We start from the raw sequence: 16,362 nt of genomic DNA on the forward strand, positions 1-16,362 counted from the left end.
CACTGTGGTGCCCGGTGCCCGGAACCCGGGACGGAAAAAGCCCCGGACTCCAGGAGCCCGGGGCTTTTTGCAGGTCTGAATCGATCAGGCGCGACCTACGGCAGCCGGACTCCCGGTGCCATAGTAAAAGTGGTAGCGCGCAGCGATCACGCTGACGAGTATGCCGGCGCCGGCCGCGGCTGCGCAAGCGTCCGGCGGCCCTTGCCCGCGCCGCGGCGCAGCGGTCGGGGGAGTGTCCGACCGGCGGCATAGACTTGTCGGGCGATGCATCCTCTCTTCGACATTCCCGCGTCCCCGCCTGCGCCGGAGTCCGCGCCGGCCCGCCCGCACCGACCCGGGCCGGCCCCCGCGCGCCTCGATCCGCAGCAGTTGCTCGCCGGGCTCAACGGGCCTCAGCGCGACGCCGTCAGCCACGCCGGCTCGCCGCTGCTGATCGTGGCCGGCGCCGGATCCGGCAAGACCCGGGTGCTCACGCACCGGATCGCCTACCTGCTCGCCGCACGGGACGTCCACCCCGGTGAGATCATCGCGATCACCTTCACCAACAAGGCCGCCGGCGAGATGAAGGAGCGCGTCGCCGCGCTCGTCGGTCCGCGGGCGCGCCTGATGTGGGTGTCGACGTTCCACTCGGCCTGCGTGCGGATCCTGCGTGCCGAGCACGAGCACGCCGGCCTCAAGTCGACGTTCTCGATCTACGACGCGGACGACTCCCGCCGGCTGATGCAGTTGGTGACCCGCGAGTTGGATCTCGACCCGAAGCGCTACCCGGCGCGGGGGCTGGCGGCCCAGGTCTCCAACCTCAAGAACGAACTGGTCGATCCGGAGCAGTTCGCGGCACGGGCCGCCGGCCCCAATGAGCGGGCGCTCGCCGAGGCGTACACGCTCTACCAGCGCCGGCTGCGTGAGGCGCACGCACTGGACTTCGACGACCTGATCATGACCACGGTGCACCTGCTCCAGTCCCACCCGCACGTCGCGGAGAGCTACCGTCGGCGCTTCCGGCACGTGCTGGTGGACGAGTACCAGGACACCAACCACGCCCAGTACATCCTGATCAAGGAGCTGGTCTCCGGCACCGAGGGGGTGGAGCCGGCCGAGCTGTGCGTGGTCGGCGACGCCGACCAGTCGATCTACGCGTTCCGGGGCGCGACGATCCGCAACATCCTGGAGTTCGAGCGGGACTACACCGACGCGCGAACGATCCTGCTGGAGCAGAACTACCGCTCCACCCAGACCATCCTCAACGCGGCCAACGCGGTGATCGACCGCAACACCTCCCGCAAGCCCAAGCGGCTGTGGAGCGAGGCCGGCGCCGGTGAGCAGATCGTCGGCTACGTGGCCGACACCGAGCACGCCGAGGCCGACTGGGTGGCCCGGGAGATCGACCGACTGGTCGACGCCGACGAGACACGCCCCGGCGACGTCGCGGTCTTCTACCGCACCAACGCCCAGTCCCGCGTGTTCGAAGAGGTGTTCATCCGCATCGGCCTGCCCTACAAGGTGGTCGGAGGGGTGCGCTTCTACGAGCGCAAGGAGGTCCGCGACGCGCTGGCGTACCTGCGTTCGGTGGTCAACGACGACGACACGGTGAGCCTGCGGCGGGTCCTCAACACCCCGCGCCGGGGGATCGGCGACCGCGCCGAGGCGTGTGTCGAGGCGCTCTCCAGCCGGGACCGGATCTCGTTCGGCGCGGCGTTGCGCCGGGCCCGGGAGGCGCCGGGCATCTCCAGCCGGGCGGCCAACGGCATCGCCGACTTCGTGGCGCTGCTCGACGGCGCCCGCGAGCTGTCCGAGACCGGCACCCCGGAGGAGGTGCTGGAGGCGCTGCTGACCCGCTCGGGCTACCTCACGGAGCTGGAGGAGAGCCTGGATCCGCAGGACGCCGGTCGGGTGGACAACCTCCAGGAGTTGGTGAGCGTCGCCCGGGAGTACACCGAGCGGATCGAGTCGCAGGGCGAGGAGGGGGAGCGGGCCACCCTGGCCGGCTTCCTGGAGCAGGTGGCTCTGGTCGCCGACGCCGACCAGATCCCCTCCGACGACCCCGACCACCAGGGCGTGGTCACCCTGATGACGCTGCACACCGCCAAGGGGCTGGAGTTCCCGGTCGTCTTCCTGACCGGGCTGGAGGACGGCGTCTTCCCGCACCTGCGCTCGCTGGGCGACACCCGCGAGTTGGAGGAGGAGCGCCGGCTGGCGTACGTCGGCATCACCCGCGCCCGACAGCGGCTCTACCTGTCCCGCGCGGTGACCCGCTCGGCCTGGGGGCAGCCGTCCTACAACCCGCCGTCGCGGTTCCTGGAGGAGTTGCCGACCGAGCTGGTGCACTGGGAGCGCACCGAGGGGTCGTACACCTCGTGGGCCGGCGGGGGCGGCGGCGTCGGTGGCCGCGCGGACCGCGCGCCCGGCGCGCGTGGCAACTTCACCGGGGGTACGCCGAAGGCGGCCCAGTTGGCGCAGCGGCTCGGCGTGGACGCCAGCCGGCTGACCACGGCCAGTGAGCTGCCGCAGGGGCCGAAGGTGTCGGCCGGCGACCGGGTCAATCACCAGCGGTACGGGTTGGGGCGGGTGCTCGCCGTCGAGGGGCACGGCCCAGGTGCCCGCGCGCAGATCGACTTCGGCGACCAGACGATGTGGCTGGTGCTCCGGCACGCCCCGGTCGACAAGCTCTGACCCCGGCACGCCTGGAGACTATGGTCGCCGCACGGTGATCAGGCCGTCGCGGACGATCGTGAGCATCCGGTCTCGGGCCGCCGGGGCGGCGGTGTCGCGCTCGCGGACCGCGCAACCGACCAGGAACGCTTTCAGGTCGGCGGCGTCGACGTCGGGACGGACCGCGCCTGCGCGCTGAGCGGCGCTGAGCAGTTCGGTCAGGACATGATTGAGGTCGTGTTCGCCCTTTGCAGCCGCGGCGGCGATGTCGAACCCGGTGCCGGAGAGCGCGTCGGCCAGTGCGCGGTTTGTCGCACCCTCGGCGGCCATGCTGGTGAGAAATTCGAACAGAGCCGGGCCTGCTTCATGAGTGGCACGCAGCTCGATCGCCCTGGTGACCAGGCGTTTGGCCACGCTCTGCACGATCGCCTCGTAGAGCGATTCCTTGGTCGGGAAGTGTCGACTGACGGTGCCGGTGCCGACGCCGGCGCGGCGGGCGATCTCGTGGATCGGCACCGTCGGCCCATCCGTGGCAAACGCATCGATCGCGGCGTGCAGAACCTTCGCCCGGTTGCGTACGCCATCGGCACGCGGCTTGCGTTGCTCGGCGATTTCGGACTCCTAAACGGGATGGTCATCCCGTATGCTCAAGCGGGATGGCTGTTCCGATTATAGGTGGTGGGCGCATTGTCCAAACCTTCGCGTGCGCGACGAGACCTGGGCCGGTGGTTGATCGGGCTGTATGCGGCGTTCGTCGTCGAGCACGCCTACGGGGCGGCCCGGTACGGCACCCCGATCAGGCTCGTCGGCCTCCTGCCGCTGGGGTTGCTACTGGTGCTGGCGCTGGCGCTGCTCGCGCGACATGCCCGCACCGGCAGCCGTCTGGCGCTCTCCGCCGGCGCGATCGTGGTCGGCGTGGCGTTCGTCGGCTTGGCCGGCCTCGTTGAGGGCGGTTTCAACCACGCCCTCAAGCTCGCGTTCCACGCCGTGGGTATGCCCGACGACAGGTTGCGGCACGTGTTCGGTGGGTTGAATTTCGTGGTGCCCGACGATGTGGTGTTCGAGGGGGTCGGCACGGCAACGCTGGGCCTGGCCGGAGCGGTGGCCTGGCACCTGGCGCAACTGCTGCGCTCCGCTCGATTGCCGGACTCCAACGCGTCGGTGCGGCGCGCCGGTGTGGCCGTCCTGGTCGCGGCGGGTGCGCTGTTCGGCGCGTACGTCACCGAGCCGCTCGGCCACGCAGGCCTTGTCACTCTCGCCATCCTTGGCACCGCCCTCGGGGTCACGCTGATGGTGGTGTCCGGGGTGGTTGGACAAACGGGATGTGCGTCCCGTATCTTCCATCTAAACGGGATGCACATCCCGTTTAAATGACGAGGGGAAGCCGCGTGAAACTGTCGCTCGTTCTGAAGGCTGTCGCGGTGCTCGACATCGTCGTTCTGGGTGCGGTGTGGCTCATCGCGCCCGGGATCGGCCTTGCTGACCACCCAGATGCCCGTTCGCTGCTTGTGGCACGGGCGCTCGGCACCGATCTGGTGGTCGTCGGTGTGATGAACTGGATCATCAGTGGCCGTGACGACGCAGCCATGCGGCCGTTCCTGCTGCCGAACATTGTGATGCACGTGGTGCCGGCGGCAATCATCGTCACCCTGATTTTCAGCGGTGCCTTCGGTGCCGCGGACTGGCTCGGCGCCGGTCTGCACATCGCACCGGTCGTGGTGCTGACCTGGTGCCTGGCATCACCGACGCAACGACGCGCGGCACGCGCCCAGGCCCACGCCTGAACGAAGCGCCGGCCGCCGGCGGCGGCACCCGCGACCAGACCAGGTGGGTGGTGCTTCGGCACTCCTTCCTAGAGGTTGCGCTAGGACCGCGCGGGGAGTTGGCGCACGTGCGGCGGGCCGCAGCGCCGAAGGTATCGGGACGTGAACCAAGGTCTATTTTCGCTCCCCGGACGTGGCCGACACCGCATCCGGGCCGGATAGTGGACAGCGTGAGCCTGGAGATCAGAGGTATCTCATACATCGCTGGCCATAGCTCCGGCGAGGCGGTGCGCCGGGACATGCGTGCCATCCGCGAGACCCTGCACTGCACGACGGTGATGGTGATCGGCACCGATACCGGCGCGCAGATGGAGGCGGCGCGGAGCGCCCTGGACGTCGGGCTCGATGTCTACATCCGGCCGTATGTCGCCGACCGCCCGCGCCGCGAGATCCTGGCCCATCTCACGGCGACGGCCACCGCGGCCGAGGAACTACGCGTCGACTACCCGGGTCGAGTCACGCTGCTGGTCGGCAGCGAGTTCTCCCTCACCTCCCCGGGGATGGTCCCGGGACCCCGTGTCTTCATCCGGCTGCAGGTGCTGGTGCGGTGGCGACGCTTCTTCGACCGCCGGATCACCCGCAAGCTCAACGCCCTGCTCGGCGCCGCCCTGCCCGTCGCCCGCGCCGCGTTCCACGGGCCGGTCACCTACGCCGCGGGCTTCTGGGAGAAGGTCGACTGGTCCGGCTTCGACCTCGTCGGCGTCAACCTCTACCGTTTCGGCCCCGACCCCGCCGCGTACCAGCAACGGCTGCGCGCCCTGCTGCACGAGGCGGACAAACCGGTGGTCATCACCGAGTTCGGATGCGGCGCCCACCTCGGTGCCGAGCGCCGCGGGCCTGGCTCGTTCCGGATCGTGAACTGGTTCGCCCAACCGCCCCGGGTCAGGGACGGACACGTACGCGACGAGTCCACCCAGGCGGCGTACCTGGCCGAACTCATCGACCTCTACGCCGCACACGGCGTACACGGCTGCTTCGTCTTCACCTTCGTCATGCCGGACTTCCCGCACCACGCGGACCCGCGTCGCGACCTGGACATGGCCGGCTTCGGCGTGGTGCGGGTGCCCTCCGAGGACCCGTCCCAGTGGGAGCCGAAGGAGGCGTTCCACCAGGTGGCGCGGCGTTACGAGGCAGCCGAGCGTGCCGCCGCTGGCAGCGGCACGGCTGGGTGATCCTCGATTCGCTGCCTCAGCAGCCCAGGTCCACGCCGTGCGAGCGCATGAACGGGGCGGGGTCGATCTGGTTCCACATGCCCTGGTGCACCTCGAAGTGCAGGTGCGGGCCGGTGGCGTCGCCGGTCGCGCCCTCGTAGCCGATGACCTGGCCGGCCTTGACCGCCTGCCCCACGGTGACCGCGATGCGGCTCTGGTGGGCGTAGTGGGTCAGGTACCCGTTGCCGTGATCGATGAAGACGGAGTTGCCGTACCCGTCGGACGCGTCACCGGCCTGGGTCACGGTGCCGGCGGCCGCGGCGCGGATCGGCGTACCGGAGGGCAGTGCCAGGTCGATGCCGGCGTGCAGGGTGCCCCAGCGCTGCCCGTAGCAGGAGGTGACCTCGGCTCCCGGCATCGGGTTGACCCAGGCGGGCGTGGGCTTGGTGGTCTTCTTCGGCTTCGGCTTGGCCTTCGCGGTGGCCGTCTTCGCGGGTGCCGGGCTGGCGCTGGTCGCCGACGGGGTCGGCGTGGGGCTGCCCGAGGGAGTGACCGGGGTGCTCGACTCGCGAGTCGAGCGGTCGGCCCGGCTGGCGGCCTCGTTGCGGGACTGCGCGTCGAGGGAGACGGCGGCGGGTGCCGGCTGGTCGGTGCCGGTGGTGGCGACGACGACGCCACCGAGGCCGAGGGCGAGCAGAGCGGCGGCGCCGAGCACGATGAGGCGGTTGCGCCGACGGGGGAGTTCCGGCGGCCCGGTGGGAGCGGTGTCGCGGGTGTTCTCGTTCTGGACGGGGCTGTCTTCTTGCACGGCGGACCTTCACAGTCGAGGGGCACTTGACCTCGAAATACTGGTGTCGGGCCGGGTTGGAGGCGGGATGGGGACCGGGGGCCGGGCGATGGAGGGCGGCTCACCTGCCCGGATATGACCCGCTCTGCGGTGCTACGACCGGAAAAGTGATCATGCGGTGCGGTGTCGCCGCTCACAATCTCCACTGTGACCTGGGAGACATCGGCCAACGAAAAACCGCCCGGATCGACAGATCCGGGCGGTCAACGGTCGGTACGCAACGTCAGGAGCCGGCTACCTCGCTGTAAATTGCCTCGACTTGCAGCTTGATGTCCACTCCGCGGTCCTGCAGGAACGGCACCGGGTCCATCGGCTTGCCCTTGACATGGATCTCGAGGTGCAGGTGGGTGCCGTAGGCGTGACCGGTCTGGCCGACCAGGCCGAGCTGGTCGCCCGCCTTGATCTGCTGGCCTTCCTTGACGCTCACCGCGGAGGAGTGGCCGTAGATGGCCTCGCTGCCGTCGGCGTGCTGAACGATCACGGCGTTGCCGTACCCGCCGAACCAGCCGGCCTTGGTGACCAGGCCGTCGTGGATCGCCACAAAGGGCGTGCCCTCGGCGGCGACCAGGTCGACGCCGGTGTGCATCTTGCCCCAGCGCATCCCGTAGGGGGAGTTGAAGTCGTAGCCCTGAAGCGGCAGCAGCCACACCTCGGGCTCGGCGCTGTCCTTGCTGCGGCTGTCCCGCGAGGCGCGGTCGGCGTTGTCGGCGCGGGCCTTCACGTCCTGGCTGGTGACCGACGCCTGCTTGAGCTCGTCGAGCACCTTCGGGCTGACGTCCTTGGCGTCCGGCAGGGCGCTGGCGCCGAGTGCGACGATGCCGGCTCCGACGAAAGCGGTGGTGACGACAGCGGCGTAACGGCTACGCGGTGGGGTGGGCACGCGGCGACGACCGCGATATCGATCGGGCTCAGACGACAGGCGCTGGCGCACGCACACCCTCCGTTGTCGGGGTTCCGAAGCGGCCGGTGGACGTTCGTGAAGCTCCGATGAACGTCCGCTGACCGCGTCGTCACCCGTCCATGGACCTGATGACAACCGTGGACACGTTAGCCAACCACCAGAGGAGTCACAAGCTAGAGCGAGAAATTGGCGTGTCGATCTGTCCGTTTGCGTCCATGATTGTCATGCATCGTGACGCCGAACGGTGCCCCAGATGCTGCCCGTTCGTCGCCGAGCGTGACCGGTCCGGCGGACTCGTCCGGCTTGACTGCGGGCAGCGCCGGGCCACGCCGGGGCGGCGCGGATAGCGTCGGTGCGACCACTCCCGGCCGGCAGCGGTCGCGGCGGGCACCTGTCGGGCGCGGAACCCGGATTTCCCGGGCCGGGCCCGCCGGGTTACCGTTCGTTCAGGTGAAGGCCGTGAAGCCGGTGAAAGGTGTGCGCTGATGAGCTCTCGAATTCGGGTCGTCGTCGCCAAGCCCGGTCTGGACGGCCACGACCGGGGAGCGAAGGTCGTCGCGCGCGCACTGCGTGACGCGGGGATGGAGGTCGTCTACACCGGCCTGCACCAGACCCCCGAGCAGATCGTGGAGACCGCCATCCAGGAGGACGCCGACGCGGTCGGCCTGTCCGTCCTCTCCGGCGCGCACATGACGTTGTTCCGGCGGGTGCTGGAACTGCTCGGTGAGCGGGACGCCCGCGACATCGTCGTGTTCGGTGGCGGCATCATTCCGAACGGCGACATTCCCGAGCTGGAAAAGCTGGGCGTCGCGAAGATCTTCACGCCGGGCGCCACCACTCAGGCGATCGTCGAGTGGGTCCGAGAGAACGTCGCGCAGCCGGTTTCCTGAGGCTCGCCGCGACGGTCGGCTCTGGCGAGGCGGATTTGGGCACGGGGGAGGGGCCGGACGCACCCCTCACACGTCCGGCCCCTCTATGCACGATGCCCCGCCGCCACCCCTCGACCGACAGGGCATCGGCCGTATCCCGTCTTTGCGCTGCTCAGCGCTCCGACATCTGACTCAACGACGCCCCCACGGCCGGGTTACGCCACCGGGGCAACATCGCCCGGACGGTGGATGCGGACCGGGTCGTGGCCGGAAACCGGCCGCTCCCGATGTCCGGTTGTGCATTACCGCACACCACGCACCCGCTCGGTTGCCGGCGGTGCCGGCCTCGCTAGGCTGCGGCCAATGGCCTGTTTCAACTGATGACAGGCGTCAAACTGTTTTTGAACGCTGGTGGCGGCGCGACGGCGCGCCGCGGAGACGGGACGGGACGCGCAATCGTGGACCTGTACGAGTACCAGGGGCGGGACCTGTTCGAGCGGCACGGCTTGCCCGTGTTGGCCGGCGGCGTCGCCACTACCCCGGAAGAGGCCCGTGCGATCGCCGACCGCCTCGGCGGTCGCGTGGTCGTCAAGGCGCAGGTGAAGGTCGGCGGCCGCGGTAAGGCCGGCGGCGTCAAGCTGGCCGAGGGCGCCGAGGAGACGGTGGCCCGTGCCACCGACATCCTCGGCATGGACATCAAGGGCCACACCGTCCACAAGGTCATGATCACGGTGACCGCGGACGTGGCCGAGGAGTACTACTTCTCGTACCTGCTCGACCGGGCGAACCGCACCTTCCTCTGCATCGCCAGCGTGGCCGGCGGCATGGACATCGAGCAGGTCGCCGCCGACACCCCCGACAAGGTGGTGAAGGCCCCGATCGACGCCGTCAAGGGCGTGGACGAGGCCAAGGCTCGCGAGATCGTGACCGCCGCCGGTTTCCCGGCCGAGGTCGCCGACCAGGTGGTCGAGATCGCCGTCGGCCTGTGGCAGGCGTTCGTCGCCGAGGACGCCACCCTGGTCGAGGTCAACCCGCTCGCCAAGAACGGCGACGGCCGGATGCTGCTGCTCGATGCCAAGATCAGCCTGGACGAGAACGCCGCGTTCCGGCACCCGGACCACGAGGCGCTCGTGGACCAGGCCGCCGTGGACCCGCTGGAGCAGGCCGCCAAGGCCAAGGACCTCAACTACGTCAAGCTCGACGGCGAAGTCGGCATCATCGGCAACGGCGCGGGTCTGGTCATGTCGACCCTCGACGTCGTCGCGTACGCCGGTGAGCGGCACGGCAACGTCAAGCCGGCCAACTTCCTCGACATCGGCGGCGGCGCGAGCGCCGCGGTGATGGCGAACGGGCTGGAGATCGTGCTCTCCGACCCGGCCGTGAAGAGCGTCTTCGTCAACGTCTTCGGCGGCATCACCGCCTGCGACGAGGTCGCCAACGGCATCATCCAGGCGCTGGCCCTGCTGGAGCAGCGCGGCGAGCAGGTCACCAAGCCGCTCGTCGTCCGTCTCGACGGCAACAACGCCGAGGCTGGCCGGGCGATCCTGGACAGCGCGAACAACCCGCTCGTGCAGCGGGTGGACACCATGGACGGTGCGGCCGAGCGGGCCGCCGAGCTGGCAGCTGCGGGGGTCTGATCATGGCTATCTGGCTGACCAAGGACTCGAAGGTCATCGTTCAGGGGATGACCGGCTCCGAGGGTTCCAAGCACACCCGGCGGATGCTCGCCGCCGGCACGAACGTGGTGGGCGGCGTCAACCCGCGCAAGGCGGGCCAGACCGTCGACTTCGACGGCACCGAGCTGCCGGTCTTCGCGTCGGTCGCGGACGCGATGGCCGAGACCGGGGCCGACGTCACGGTCATCTTCGTGCCGCCGCAGTTCACCAAGGCCGCCGTGGTCGAGGCGATCGACGCCGCGATCGGCCTGGCCGTGGTGATCACCGAGGGCGTGCCGGTGCACGACACCGCGTCGTTCTGGGCGTACAACGTGTCCAAGGGTGAGCAGACCCGGATCATCGGGCCGAACTGCCCCGGCATCGCCTCGCCCGGCGCGTCCAACGCCGGCATCATCCCGGCCGACATCACCGGCTCCGGCCGGATCGGCCTGGTCAGCAAGAGCGGCACGCTGACCTACCAGATGATGTACGAGCTGCGCGACATCGGCTTCTCCACCTGCGTCGGCATCGGCGGTGACCCGATCATCGGGACCACCCACATCGACGCCCTGGCGGCGTTCGAGGCCGACCCGGAGACCGACGCCATCGTGATGATCGGTGAGATCGGTGGCGACGCCGAGGAGCGGGCCGCCGAGTTCATCAAGGCGAACGTCACCAAGCCGGTGGTCGGCTACATCGCCGGCTTCACCGCCCCGCCCGGCAAGACCATGGGTCACGCCGGGGCGATCATCTCCGGCTCGGCCGGCACCGCCGAGGCGAAGCAGGCGGCGCTGGAGGCGGTCGGCGTCAAGGTCGGCAAGACGCCGACCGAGACCGCCAAGCTGATGCGGGAGATCATGTCCGGCAACTGAGCCGGCCAGGCAACACCGGAGGGGGTCGACCGCAGCCTGGTCGGCCCCCTCCGGCGTACCACCGGGGCGTCGAACGGACCGTAGGCTGCCGGCGTGCTGACAGTGCAGCGGCTGAGGGCCGACCACGCGGACGCTCTGCTGGCGTTCGAACGGGAGAACCGGGCGTACTTCGCGCGCTCGGTGCCGGATCGTGGCGACGCGTATTTTTCCGGGTTCGCCGATCGGCACCGGGCGTTGTTGGCCGAGCAGGAGGCGGGCCTGTGTCACTTCCACGTCGTCCTGACCGAGCAGGGTGACCTGGTCGGCCGGGTCAACCTCGTGGATGTCGCGGCCGGGTTCGCCGAACTCGGCTACCGGGTCGGTGAGCGGGCCGCCGGCAAGGGCGTCGCCACCGCGGCTGTCGAGCAGGTGTGCCACCTGGCCGCCGACGACTACCGGCTCGCCGGTCTCACCGCGCTGGCCACCCTCGACAACCCGGCGTCCCAGGCGGTGCTGGCACGCACCGGTTTCACCGTGACCGGTGAAACCAGCATCGGTGGCCGCCCGGCTCTGCGCTACCAGCGTCAGCTCGCTGGTCGACCGGCTCGCTCAGTCGTTGTTCCAGAACGGGTAGTTGCCGGTCGCCCGCAGGATCGCGCCGCCGATGATGTTGATCACGCCGAAGACGATGGCGAGGTAGCCGAGCAACGGTGACTGCCCGGACCGGCGGGCGTCCCGGATCGACAGGTAGCCGAAGATGATGCCCAGGATGCCGCAGCAGATCAGCCCCAGCACGATGCCCAGCACACCCCAGAGCGTGGTCCGGTCCCGTCCCCGGGCCGGTGGGGGCGGGGGTGGCGGGTATGGCGTCGTCACAGCTTCCTCCGGGCGGTCGTGGACGGCGAGCCGGCCGGACCGCGACCGGCGGACCCGACCCGGGTGGTGGCGACTCGCGCCCCCTCTGGCCGAGGCTAGACCGGACCGGGTCGCCGAGGCCCTGCTTCGGTCAACTCGTCGCCCTTCGGACGGGTTAACGGACTGCCACCGCCTTCCCGACGTGCCAGAGTAGAGCGGATGTCCCCCGTCACCCCTGACCGTCCCAGCCGTCCCGGCGGTGTGCGCGCCGACGACCGGCCGGTCGACCGTGCCGCGCCGGCCCGACGGGTGCCCGCGCCACGCTCGGGCGGGACGCCACGCGGGCGTGCGCCGCTGCCCGTCGCCGCCGGGGTGGCCGCCTGCTGGGCCGCGCTCACCTCCTACCTGCCGGTCGCCATCGTGCTCGGCCTGGTTCAACTCGGCACGGATTCCAGCACTCTGACCAACACCCTGCGCACCGCGCTGGCCGGGTGGCTGCTCGGGCACGGCGTGCCGCTGCACACCGCGTCCGGTCCGCTGGGGCTCGCCCCGCTGGCGCTGACCGTGCTGGCGCTGTGGCGGCTCACCCGGGCCGGCGTGCACGTCAGCCGCGCGATCGGCGCCCGCGACACCCGCTCGCCGCGACGGGCGCTGCTCGCCGCGGGCTCGGTCGGCATCGCGTACGCGCTGCTCGGCGCCCTCGCGGCGGTGCTGATCGGCGCCAACGGACCGGATGTGTCGGTGGTCCGGGCCGGAGTGACGTTCGCGGCGGTCGGCACCCTCGCCGCGCTGGTCGGCGCGACCCGCGTCACCGCCGTGACCCGGCTGCTCGTCACCCGGCTGCCGGCCCCGGTGCGCCACGGCGTGCGCAGCGGTCTGGTGGCCGGGCTGCTGCTGCTCGGCGCGGGTGCCGGGGCGGCCGGCCTGGCGGTGGCCACCGGCGGCGGCGACGCGGCCGACATGATCGGCGCGTACCGGACCGGGGTCGCCGGGCAGGCCGGGATCACCCTGGTCAGCGCCGCGTACGCGCCGAACGCGGCGATCTGGTCGGCCAGCTACCTGCTGGGGCCGGGTTTCGCGGTCGGCATCGACACCGCGGTCCGCACCAGCGAGGTGTCGGTCGGCGCGTTGCCGGCCGTGCCACTTCTCGCCGGTCTGCCGCGAGGTCCGGTGGACGGTCTCGGCGCTCTCCTGCTCGCGGTGCCCGTGCTGGCCGGGATGGTCGCCGGCTGGTTGCTCGCCCGCCGGGTGGCTCGACTCGCCGGTCCGGAGCGGGCCCCGCAGCGCTGGGCCGAGGTGCTGGTGCCGGCGGCGCTGGCCGGGCCGGTGGCCGGAGTGCTGCTCGGCGTCGCCGCCGCGCTGTCCGGCGGGTCGCTCGGCGCCGGCCGGCTGGCGCAGGTCGGGCCGGTGGGCTGGCAGGTCGGAGCGGTGGCGGCAGGTGTGATCGCGGTCGGCGCACTCCTCGGCGCCGCGGCCACCCGAGCGCTCACCCGCGCCCCGGCCCAGTAGGAGCGCTCAGCCGCGCCCCGGCCCAGTAGGAGCGCTCAGCCCGGCCCGGTAGGCCAGGCCCCGGCCGCGTCTTCGTGCGGGTGAACGAGCGCGGGGCGCCCCGGACGAATCCGGAGCGCCCCGTCGACAGCGAGCCTGGTCAGGGCTGGCCGGGCAACGTCACCTGTGCCACGACGGACACGATGATCAACACGATGCCGAGCCCGACGGCGACCGCGCCGCAGATCAGGCCGGCCTTGGCCTGCCCGGCGTTGCTGGCCTGGCCCTGGGCGACCTTCTTCCGGGCGAGGTAACCGGTGACCACTGCCGCGATGCCGACCGGGATGCCCAGGGAGAAGCAGCAGAGCAGCGGGATCGCCGCGATACCGAGGATCATCGACACCAGGCCGAGGGTGTTGTTCTGCCCCTGCGCCTGCGGGTACCCGGCGTTCGGGTAACCCGGGGCGTTGCCGTACTGGGGCTGCTGCTGGCCGTACGGGTCCTGGTACGCCGGCGGCTGACCGTACGGCTGGCCGGAGGTGGGCTGCTGGCCGTACGGGGCCTGCGGTGCGCCGTACGGGTCCTGCTGACCGTAGGGCTGGCCCGAGGTGGGCTGCTGGCCGTACGGGGGCTGGGGTGCCGCGTACGGGTCCTGCTGACCGTAGGGCTGACCGTAGGGCTGGCCGGAGGTGGGCTGCTGGCCGTACGGGGCGGCGGGCGGCGGGGGGGCGGTCGGGTCCTGGTTGGGCTGCTGGCCGTACGGGTCCTGACCGGGGTTACCGGGCTGCATTCGAAGAGCTCCTTGGACTGGTTCCGTCAGTTACTGCTGTGTGTTTCCATCCATGATCGCGTTCAGTCCTCCCGATGCCCAGTGCGGCAACCGGTAGACATTCTTCCCGAAGCGCAGGAAAAGGCAGTTCTTGCTCAACTCCGCGGGTCGGGCCAGCGCCGTGGCGCGGGTGGGCGGGACGTTCGGCCCGAGCGAGCGGCAGCGTACCGGGTCGATGCACGTCGACGCTGTCGAAGATCGGCGCACCGCCCAGCGGAGGGGCATCCTGACCTGCCCGATAGGGTGGCCCGGTGACCGAGCCCGCGCCTGTCGCCCGCATCGTCGTCCTCATCTCCGGCTCCGGGAGCAACCTTCAGTCGCTGCTGGATGCCGCCGCCGACCCCGCGTACGGCGCACAGGTCGTCGCGGTCGGCGCGGACCGCGACGGCATCGCGGGCCTGGACCGGGCCGACGCGGCCGGGGTGCCGACCTTCGTCGAGCGGGTCCGCGACCACGACACCCGGGAGGACTGGGACCGGGCGCTCACCGCGCACGTCGCGAAGCACCAACCCGACCTGGTCATCTCCGCCGGCTTCCTCAAGCTGGTCGGCCCGCACTTCCTCGCCGCCTTCGGTGACCGCTACCTGAACACCCACAACACCCTGCTGCCGGCGTTCCCCGGCATCCACGGTCCGCGGGACGCCCTCGCCTACGGCGTGAAGCTCACCGGGGCCACCCTCTTCTTCGTCGACGCCGGTATGGACACCGGGCCGATCGTCGCGCAGGTCGCGGTGCCGGTGCTCGACGACGACGACGTCGACACGCTCACCGAGCGCATCAAGGAAGCCGAGCGGCGCCAGCTCGTCGAGCAGGTCGGTCGCCTGGTCCGCGAAGGCTGGACCATCACCGGAAGGAAGGTCACGGTTCCGTGAGTCCCACTCAGGACGGGCGCCGCCCGATCAGGCGGGCGCTGGTCAGCGTCTACGACAAGACCGGGCTGGTCGAGCTGGCCCAGGCCCTGCACGCGGCCGGCGTGGAGATCGTGTCCACCGGCAGCACGGCGGGCACCATCGCCGCCGCCGGGGTGCCGGTGACGCCGGTGGAGACGGTGACCGGGTTCCCCGAGGTGCTCGACGGTCGGGTGAAGACCCTGCACCCCAAGGTGCACGCGGGTCTCCTCGCCGACCTGCGCAAGGACACGCACGTGGCGCAGCTCGACGAGCTGGGGGTGGCGGCGTTCGACCTGCTGGTCTCCAACCTCTACCCGTTCCAGGCGACCGTCGCGTCCGGCGCCGGCGTCGAGGAGTGCGTGGAGCAGATCGACATCGGTGGCCCGGCCATGGTGCGGGCCGCCGCCAAGAACCACGCCTCGGTCGCCGTGCTCACCGACCCGGCCGGTTACCCGGCGCTGCTCGGCGCGCTCAGCGAGGGTGGCTTCACCCTGGCCCAGCGTCGGGCGCTGGCCGCCCGGGCGTTCGCCGACATCGCCGAGTACGACGTCGCGGTGGCCCAGTGGTGTGCCCAGGAGCTGGCGCCGGCCGACGACTCCTGGCCGCAGTTCGCGGGGCTGGCGCTGCGCAAGTCGACCGCGCTGCGGTACGGCGAGAACCCGCACCAGCCGGCGGCTCTCTACACCGACCCGGACGCCCCCGCCGGGCTGGCCCAGGCCGAGCAGCTGCACGGCAAGGAGATGTCGTACAACAACTACGTCGACGCGGACGCCGCCTGGCGGGCCGCGAACGACTTCGCCGACCAGCCGGCGGTGGCGATCATCAAGCACGCCAACCCCTGCGGCATCGCGGTGGGTGCGGACGTGGCCGAGGCGCACCGCAAGGCGCACGCCTGCGACCCGGTGTCGGCGTACGGCGGGGTGATCGCGGTCAACCGGCCGGTCTCGGTCGAGATGGCCCGGCAGGTCGCCGACATCTTCACCGAGGTCGTGGTCGCGCCCGGCTTCGACGACGGCGCGGTCGAGGTGCTGCAGGGCAAGAAGAACATCCGGCTGCTGCGGGCGCCGGCCTGGACCCCGGCGCTGGTGGAGCTGCGGCAGGTGACCGGAGGCGTACTGGCCCAGGTCGCCGACCGGGTGAACGCCCCCGGCGACGACCCGGCGAACTGGCAGTTGGCGACCGGAGAGGCCGCCGACGAGGAGCTGTTGCGGGACCTCGCGTTCGCCTGGCGGGCGGTCCGCGCGGTGAAGAGCAACGCGATCCTGCTCGCCAAGGACGGCGCCACCGTCGGCGTCGGCATGGGTCAGGTCAACCGGGTCGACTCGGCGCAGCTCGCGGTCACCCGCGCCGGCGCCGACCGGGCACGTGGCTCGGTCGCCGCCTCGGACGCGTTCTTCCCGTTCGCCGACGGCCCGCAGATCCTCCTCGACGCCGGCGTCCGCGCCATCGTGCAGCCGGGAGGCTCCATCCGCGACGAAGAGGTCATCGAAGCAGCAAAGAAGGCAAACGTAACGATGTACCTAACGGGAACCCGCCACTTCTTCCACTAACCCC

The 16,362-nt window shown here is 71.1% G+C and carries 16 protein-coding genes; 11 read left to right on the plus strand and 5 right to left on the minus strand.

All coding sequences use genetic code 11. The features are described 5' to 3' along the window. Nucleotides 1–264 precede the first annotated feature (264 nt). On the plus strand, nt 265–2,670 hold the full coding sequence (gene pcrA / locus AB0C01_RS11250; protein WP_357570933.1) for a DNA helicase PcrA: 2,406 nt from the start codon (nt 265–267) through the stop codon (nt 2,668–2,670). A gap of 18 nt (nt 2,671–2,688) precedes the next feature. Here pcrA and AB0C01_RS11255 read toward each other — a convergent pair whose 3' ends face one another. Then, entirely contained in the window at nt 2,689–3,261 is a 573-nt protein-coding gene (locus AB0C01_RS11255; protein WP_357570962.1) for a helix-turn-helix domain-containing protein, read from the minus strand. A 66-nt stretch (nt 3,262–3,327) separates the two neighbouring features. On the opposite strand from AB0C01_RS11255, the gene AB0C01_RS11260 reads away from it, so the two are divergent. The 3 genes from AB0C01_RS11260 (at nt 3,328) to AB0C01_RS11270 (ending at nt 5,644) form a co-directional block, all read left to right on the plus strand. Then, nucleotides 3,328–4,023: a hypothetical protein gene (locus AB0C01_RS11260; protein ID WP_357570934.1), complete on the plus strand. Its 696-nt coding sequence runs from the start codon at nt 3,328–3,330 to the stop codon at nt 4,021–4,023. A gap of 14 nt (nt 4,024–4,037) precedes the next feature. Next, nucleotides 4,038–4,433: a hypothetical protein gene (locus AB0C01_RS11265; RefSeq protein ID WP_357570935.1), complete on the plus strand. Its 396-nt coding sequence runs from the start codon at nt 4,038–4,040 to the stop codon at nt 4,431–4,433. A 209-nt stretch (nt 4,434–4,642) separates the two neighbouring features. Then, a complete protein-coding gene (locus AB0C01_RS11270; protein ID WP_357570936.1) occupies nt 4,643–5,644 on the plus strand; it encodes a hypothetical protein in 1,002 nt (333 codons plus the stop codon). A gap of 16 nt (nt 5,645–5,660) precedes the next feature. Here AB0C01_RS11270 and AB0C01_RS11275 read toward each other — a convergent pair whose 3' ends face one another. Together AB0C01_RS11275 and AB0C01_RS11280 are read right to left on the minus strand one after the other, a co-directional pair. Beyond that, nucleotides 5,661–6,431, minus strand: coding sequence for a M23 family metallopeptidase (locus AB0C01_RS11275; protein ID WP_357247050.1), 771 nt, complete (start codon nt 6,429–6,431; stop codon nt 5,661–5,663). Nucleotides 6,432–6,693: 262 nt separating this feature from the next. Continuing rightward, complete coding sequence (locus AB0C01_RS11280; RefSeq protein WP_357247047.1) at nt 6,694–7,401, minus strand: M23 family metallopeptidase; 708 nt, start codon at nt 7,399–7,401, stop codon at nt 6,694–6,696. A 455-nt stretch (nt 7,402–7,856) separates the two neighbouring features. Between AB0C01_RS11280 and AB0C01_RS11285 the strand changes: the two genes are divergently transcribed. From AB0C01_RS11285 to AB0C01_RS11300, 4 genes are all read left to right on the plus strand, one after another. Next, nucleotides 7,857–8,261: a cobalamin B12-binding domain-containing protein gene (locus AB0C01_RS11285; protein ID WP_088987674.1), complete on the plus strand. Its 405-nt coding sequence runs from the start codon at nt 7,857–7,859 to the stop codon at nt 8,259–8,261. A gap of 437 nt (nt 8,262–8,698) precedes the next feature. Beyond that, entirely contained in the window at nt 8,699–9,877 is a 1,179-nt protein-coding gene (sucC, locus tag AB0C01_RS11290; RefSeq protein ID WP_357247044.1) for an ADP-forming succinate--CoA ligase subunit beta, read from the plus strand. Between the two features lie 2 nt (nt 9,878–9,879). Then, nucleotides 9,880–10,767 (plus strand): succinate--CoA ligase subunit alpha, encoded by an 888-nt coding sequence (gene sucD, locus AB0C01_RS11295; RefSeq protein ID WP_357247041.1) that lies wholly within the window; start codon nt 9,880–9,882, stop codon nt 10,765–10,767. A gap of 93 nt (nt 10,768–10,860) precedes the next feature. Beyond that, on the plus strand, nt 10,861–11,460 hold the full coding sequence (locus AB0C01_RS11300) for a GNAT family N-acetyltransferase (RefSeq protein ID WP_357247038.1): 600 nt from the start codon (nt 10,861–10,863) through the stop codon (nt 11,458–11,460). Here the strand turns inward: AB0C01_RS11300 and AB0C01_RS11305 are convergent. Continuing rightward, entirely contained in the window at nt 11,356–11,622 is a 267-nt protein-coding gene (locus tag AB0C01_RS11305; protein WP_357247035.1) for a DUF4190 domain-containing protein, read from the minus strand. The two genes, AB0C01_RS11300 and AB0C01_RS11305, sit on opposite strands and share 105 nt — an antisense overlap. 198 nt (nt 11,623–11,820) lie before the next feature. Here AB0C01_RS11305 and AB0C01_RS11310 point away from each other — a divergent pair, with 198 nt between their 5' ends. Next, nucleotides 11,821–13,110: a DUF6350 family protein gene (locus AB0C01_RS11310; RefSeq protein WP_357570937.1), complete on the plus strand. Its 1,290-nt coding sequence runs from the start codon at nt 11,821–11,823 to the stop codon at nt 13,108–13,110. 139 nt (nt 13,111–13,249) lie between these two features. Here the strand turns inward: AB0C01_RS11310 and AB0C01_RS11315 are convergent, their stop codons facing one another. After that, nucleotides 13,250–13,879, minus strand: coding sequence for a DUF4190 domain-containing protein (locus tag AB0C01_RS11315; protein ID WP_357247030.1), 630 nt, complete (start codon nt 13,877–13,879; stop codon nt 13,250–13,252). Nucleotides 13,880–14,169: 290 nt separating this feature from the next. On the opposite strand from AB0C01_RS11315, the gene purN reads away from it, so the two are divergent. Then, complete coding sequence (gene purN, locus AB0C01_RS11320) at nt 14,170–14,790, plus strand: phosphoribosylglycinamide formyltransferase (RefSeq protein WP_091406347.1); 621 nt, start codon at nt 14,170–14,172, stop codon at nt 14,788–14,790. Further along, nucleotides 14,787–16,358 (plus strand): bifunctional phosphoribosylaminoimidazolecarboxamide formyltransferase/IMP cyclohydrolase, encoded by a 1,572-nt coding sequence (gene purH / locus AB0C01_RS11325; protein ID WP_357570938.1) that lies wholly within the window; start codon nt 14,787–14,789, stop codon nt 16,356–16,358. The genes purN and purH overlap by 4 nt, the downstream gene beginning before the upstream one ends. The last annotated feature ends 4 nt before the right edge of the window (nt 16,359–16,362 follow it).

It is taken from the genome of Micromonospora sp. NPDC048905, from assembly GCF_040649655.1.
In the GTDB taxonomy this organism is placed as follows: Bacteria; Actinomycetota; Actinomycetes; order Mycobacteriales; family Micromonosporaceae; genus Micromonospora.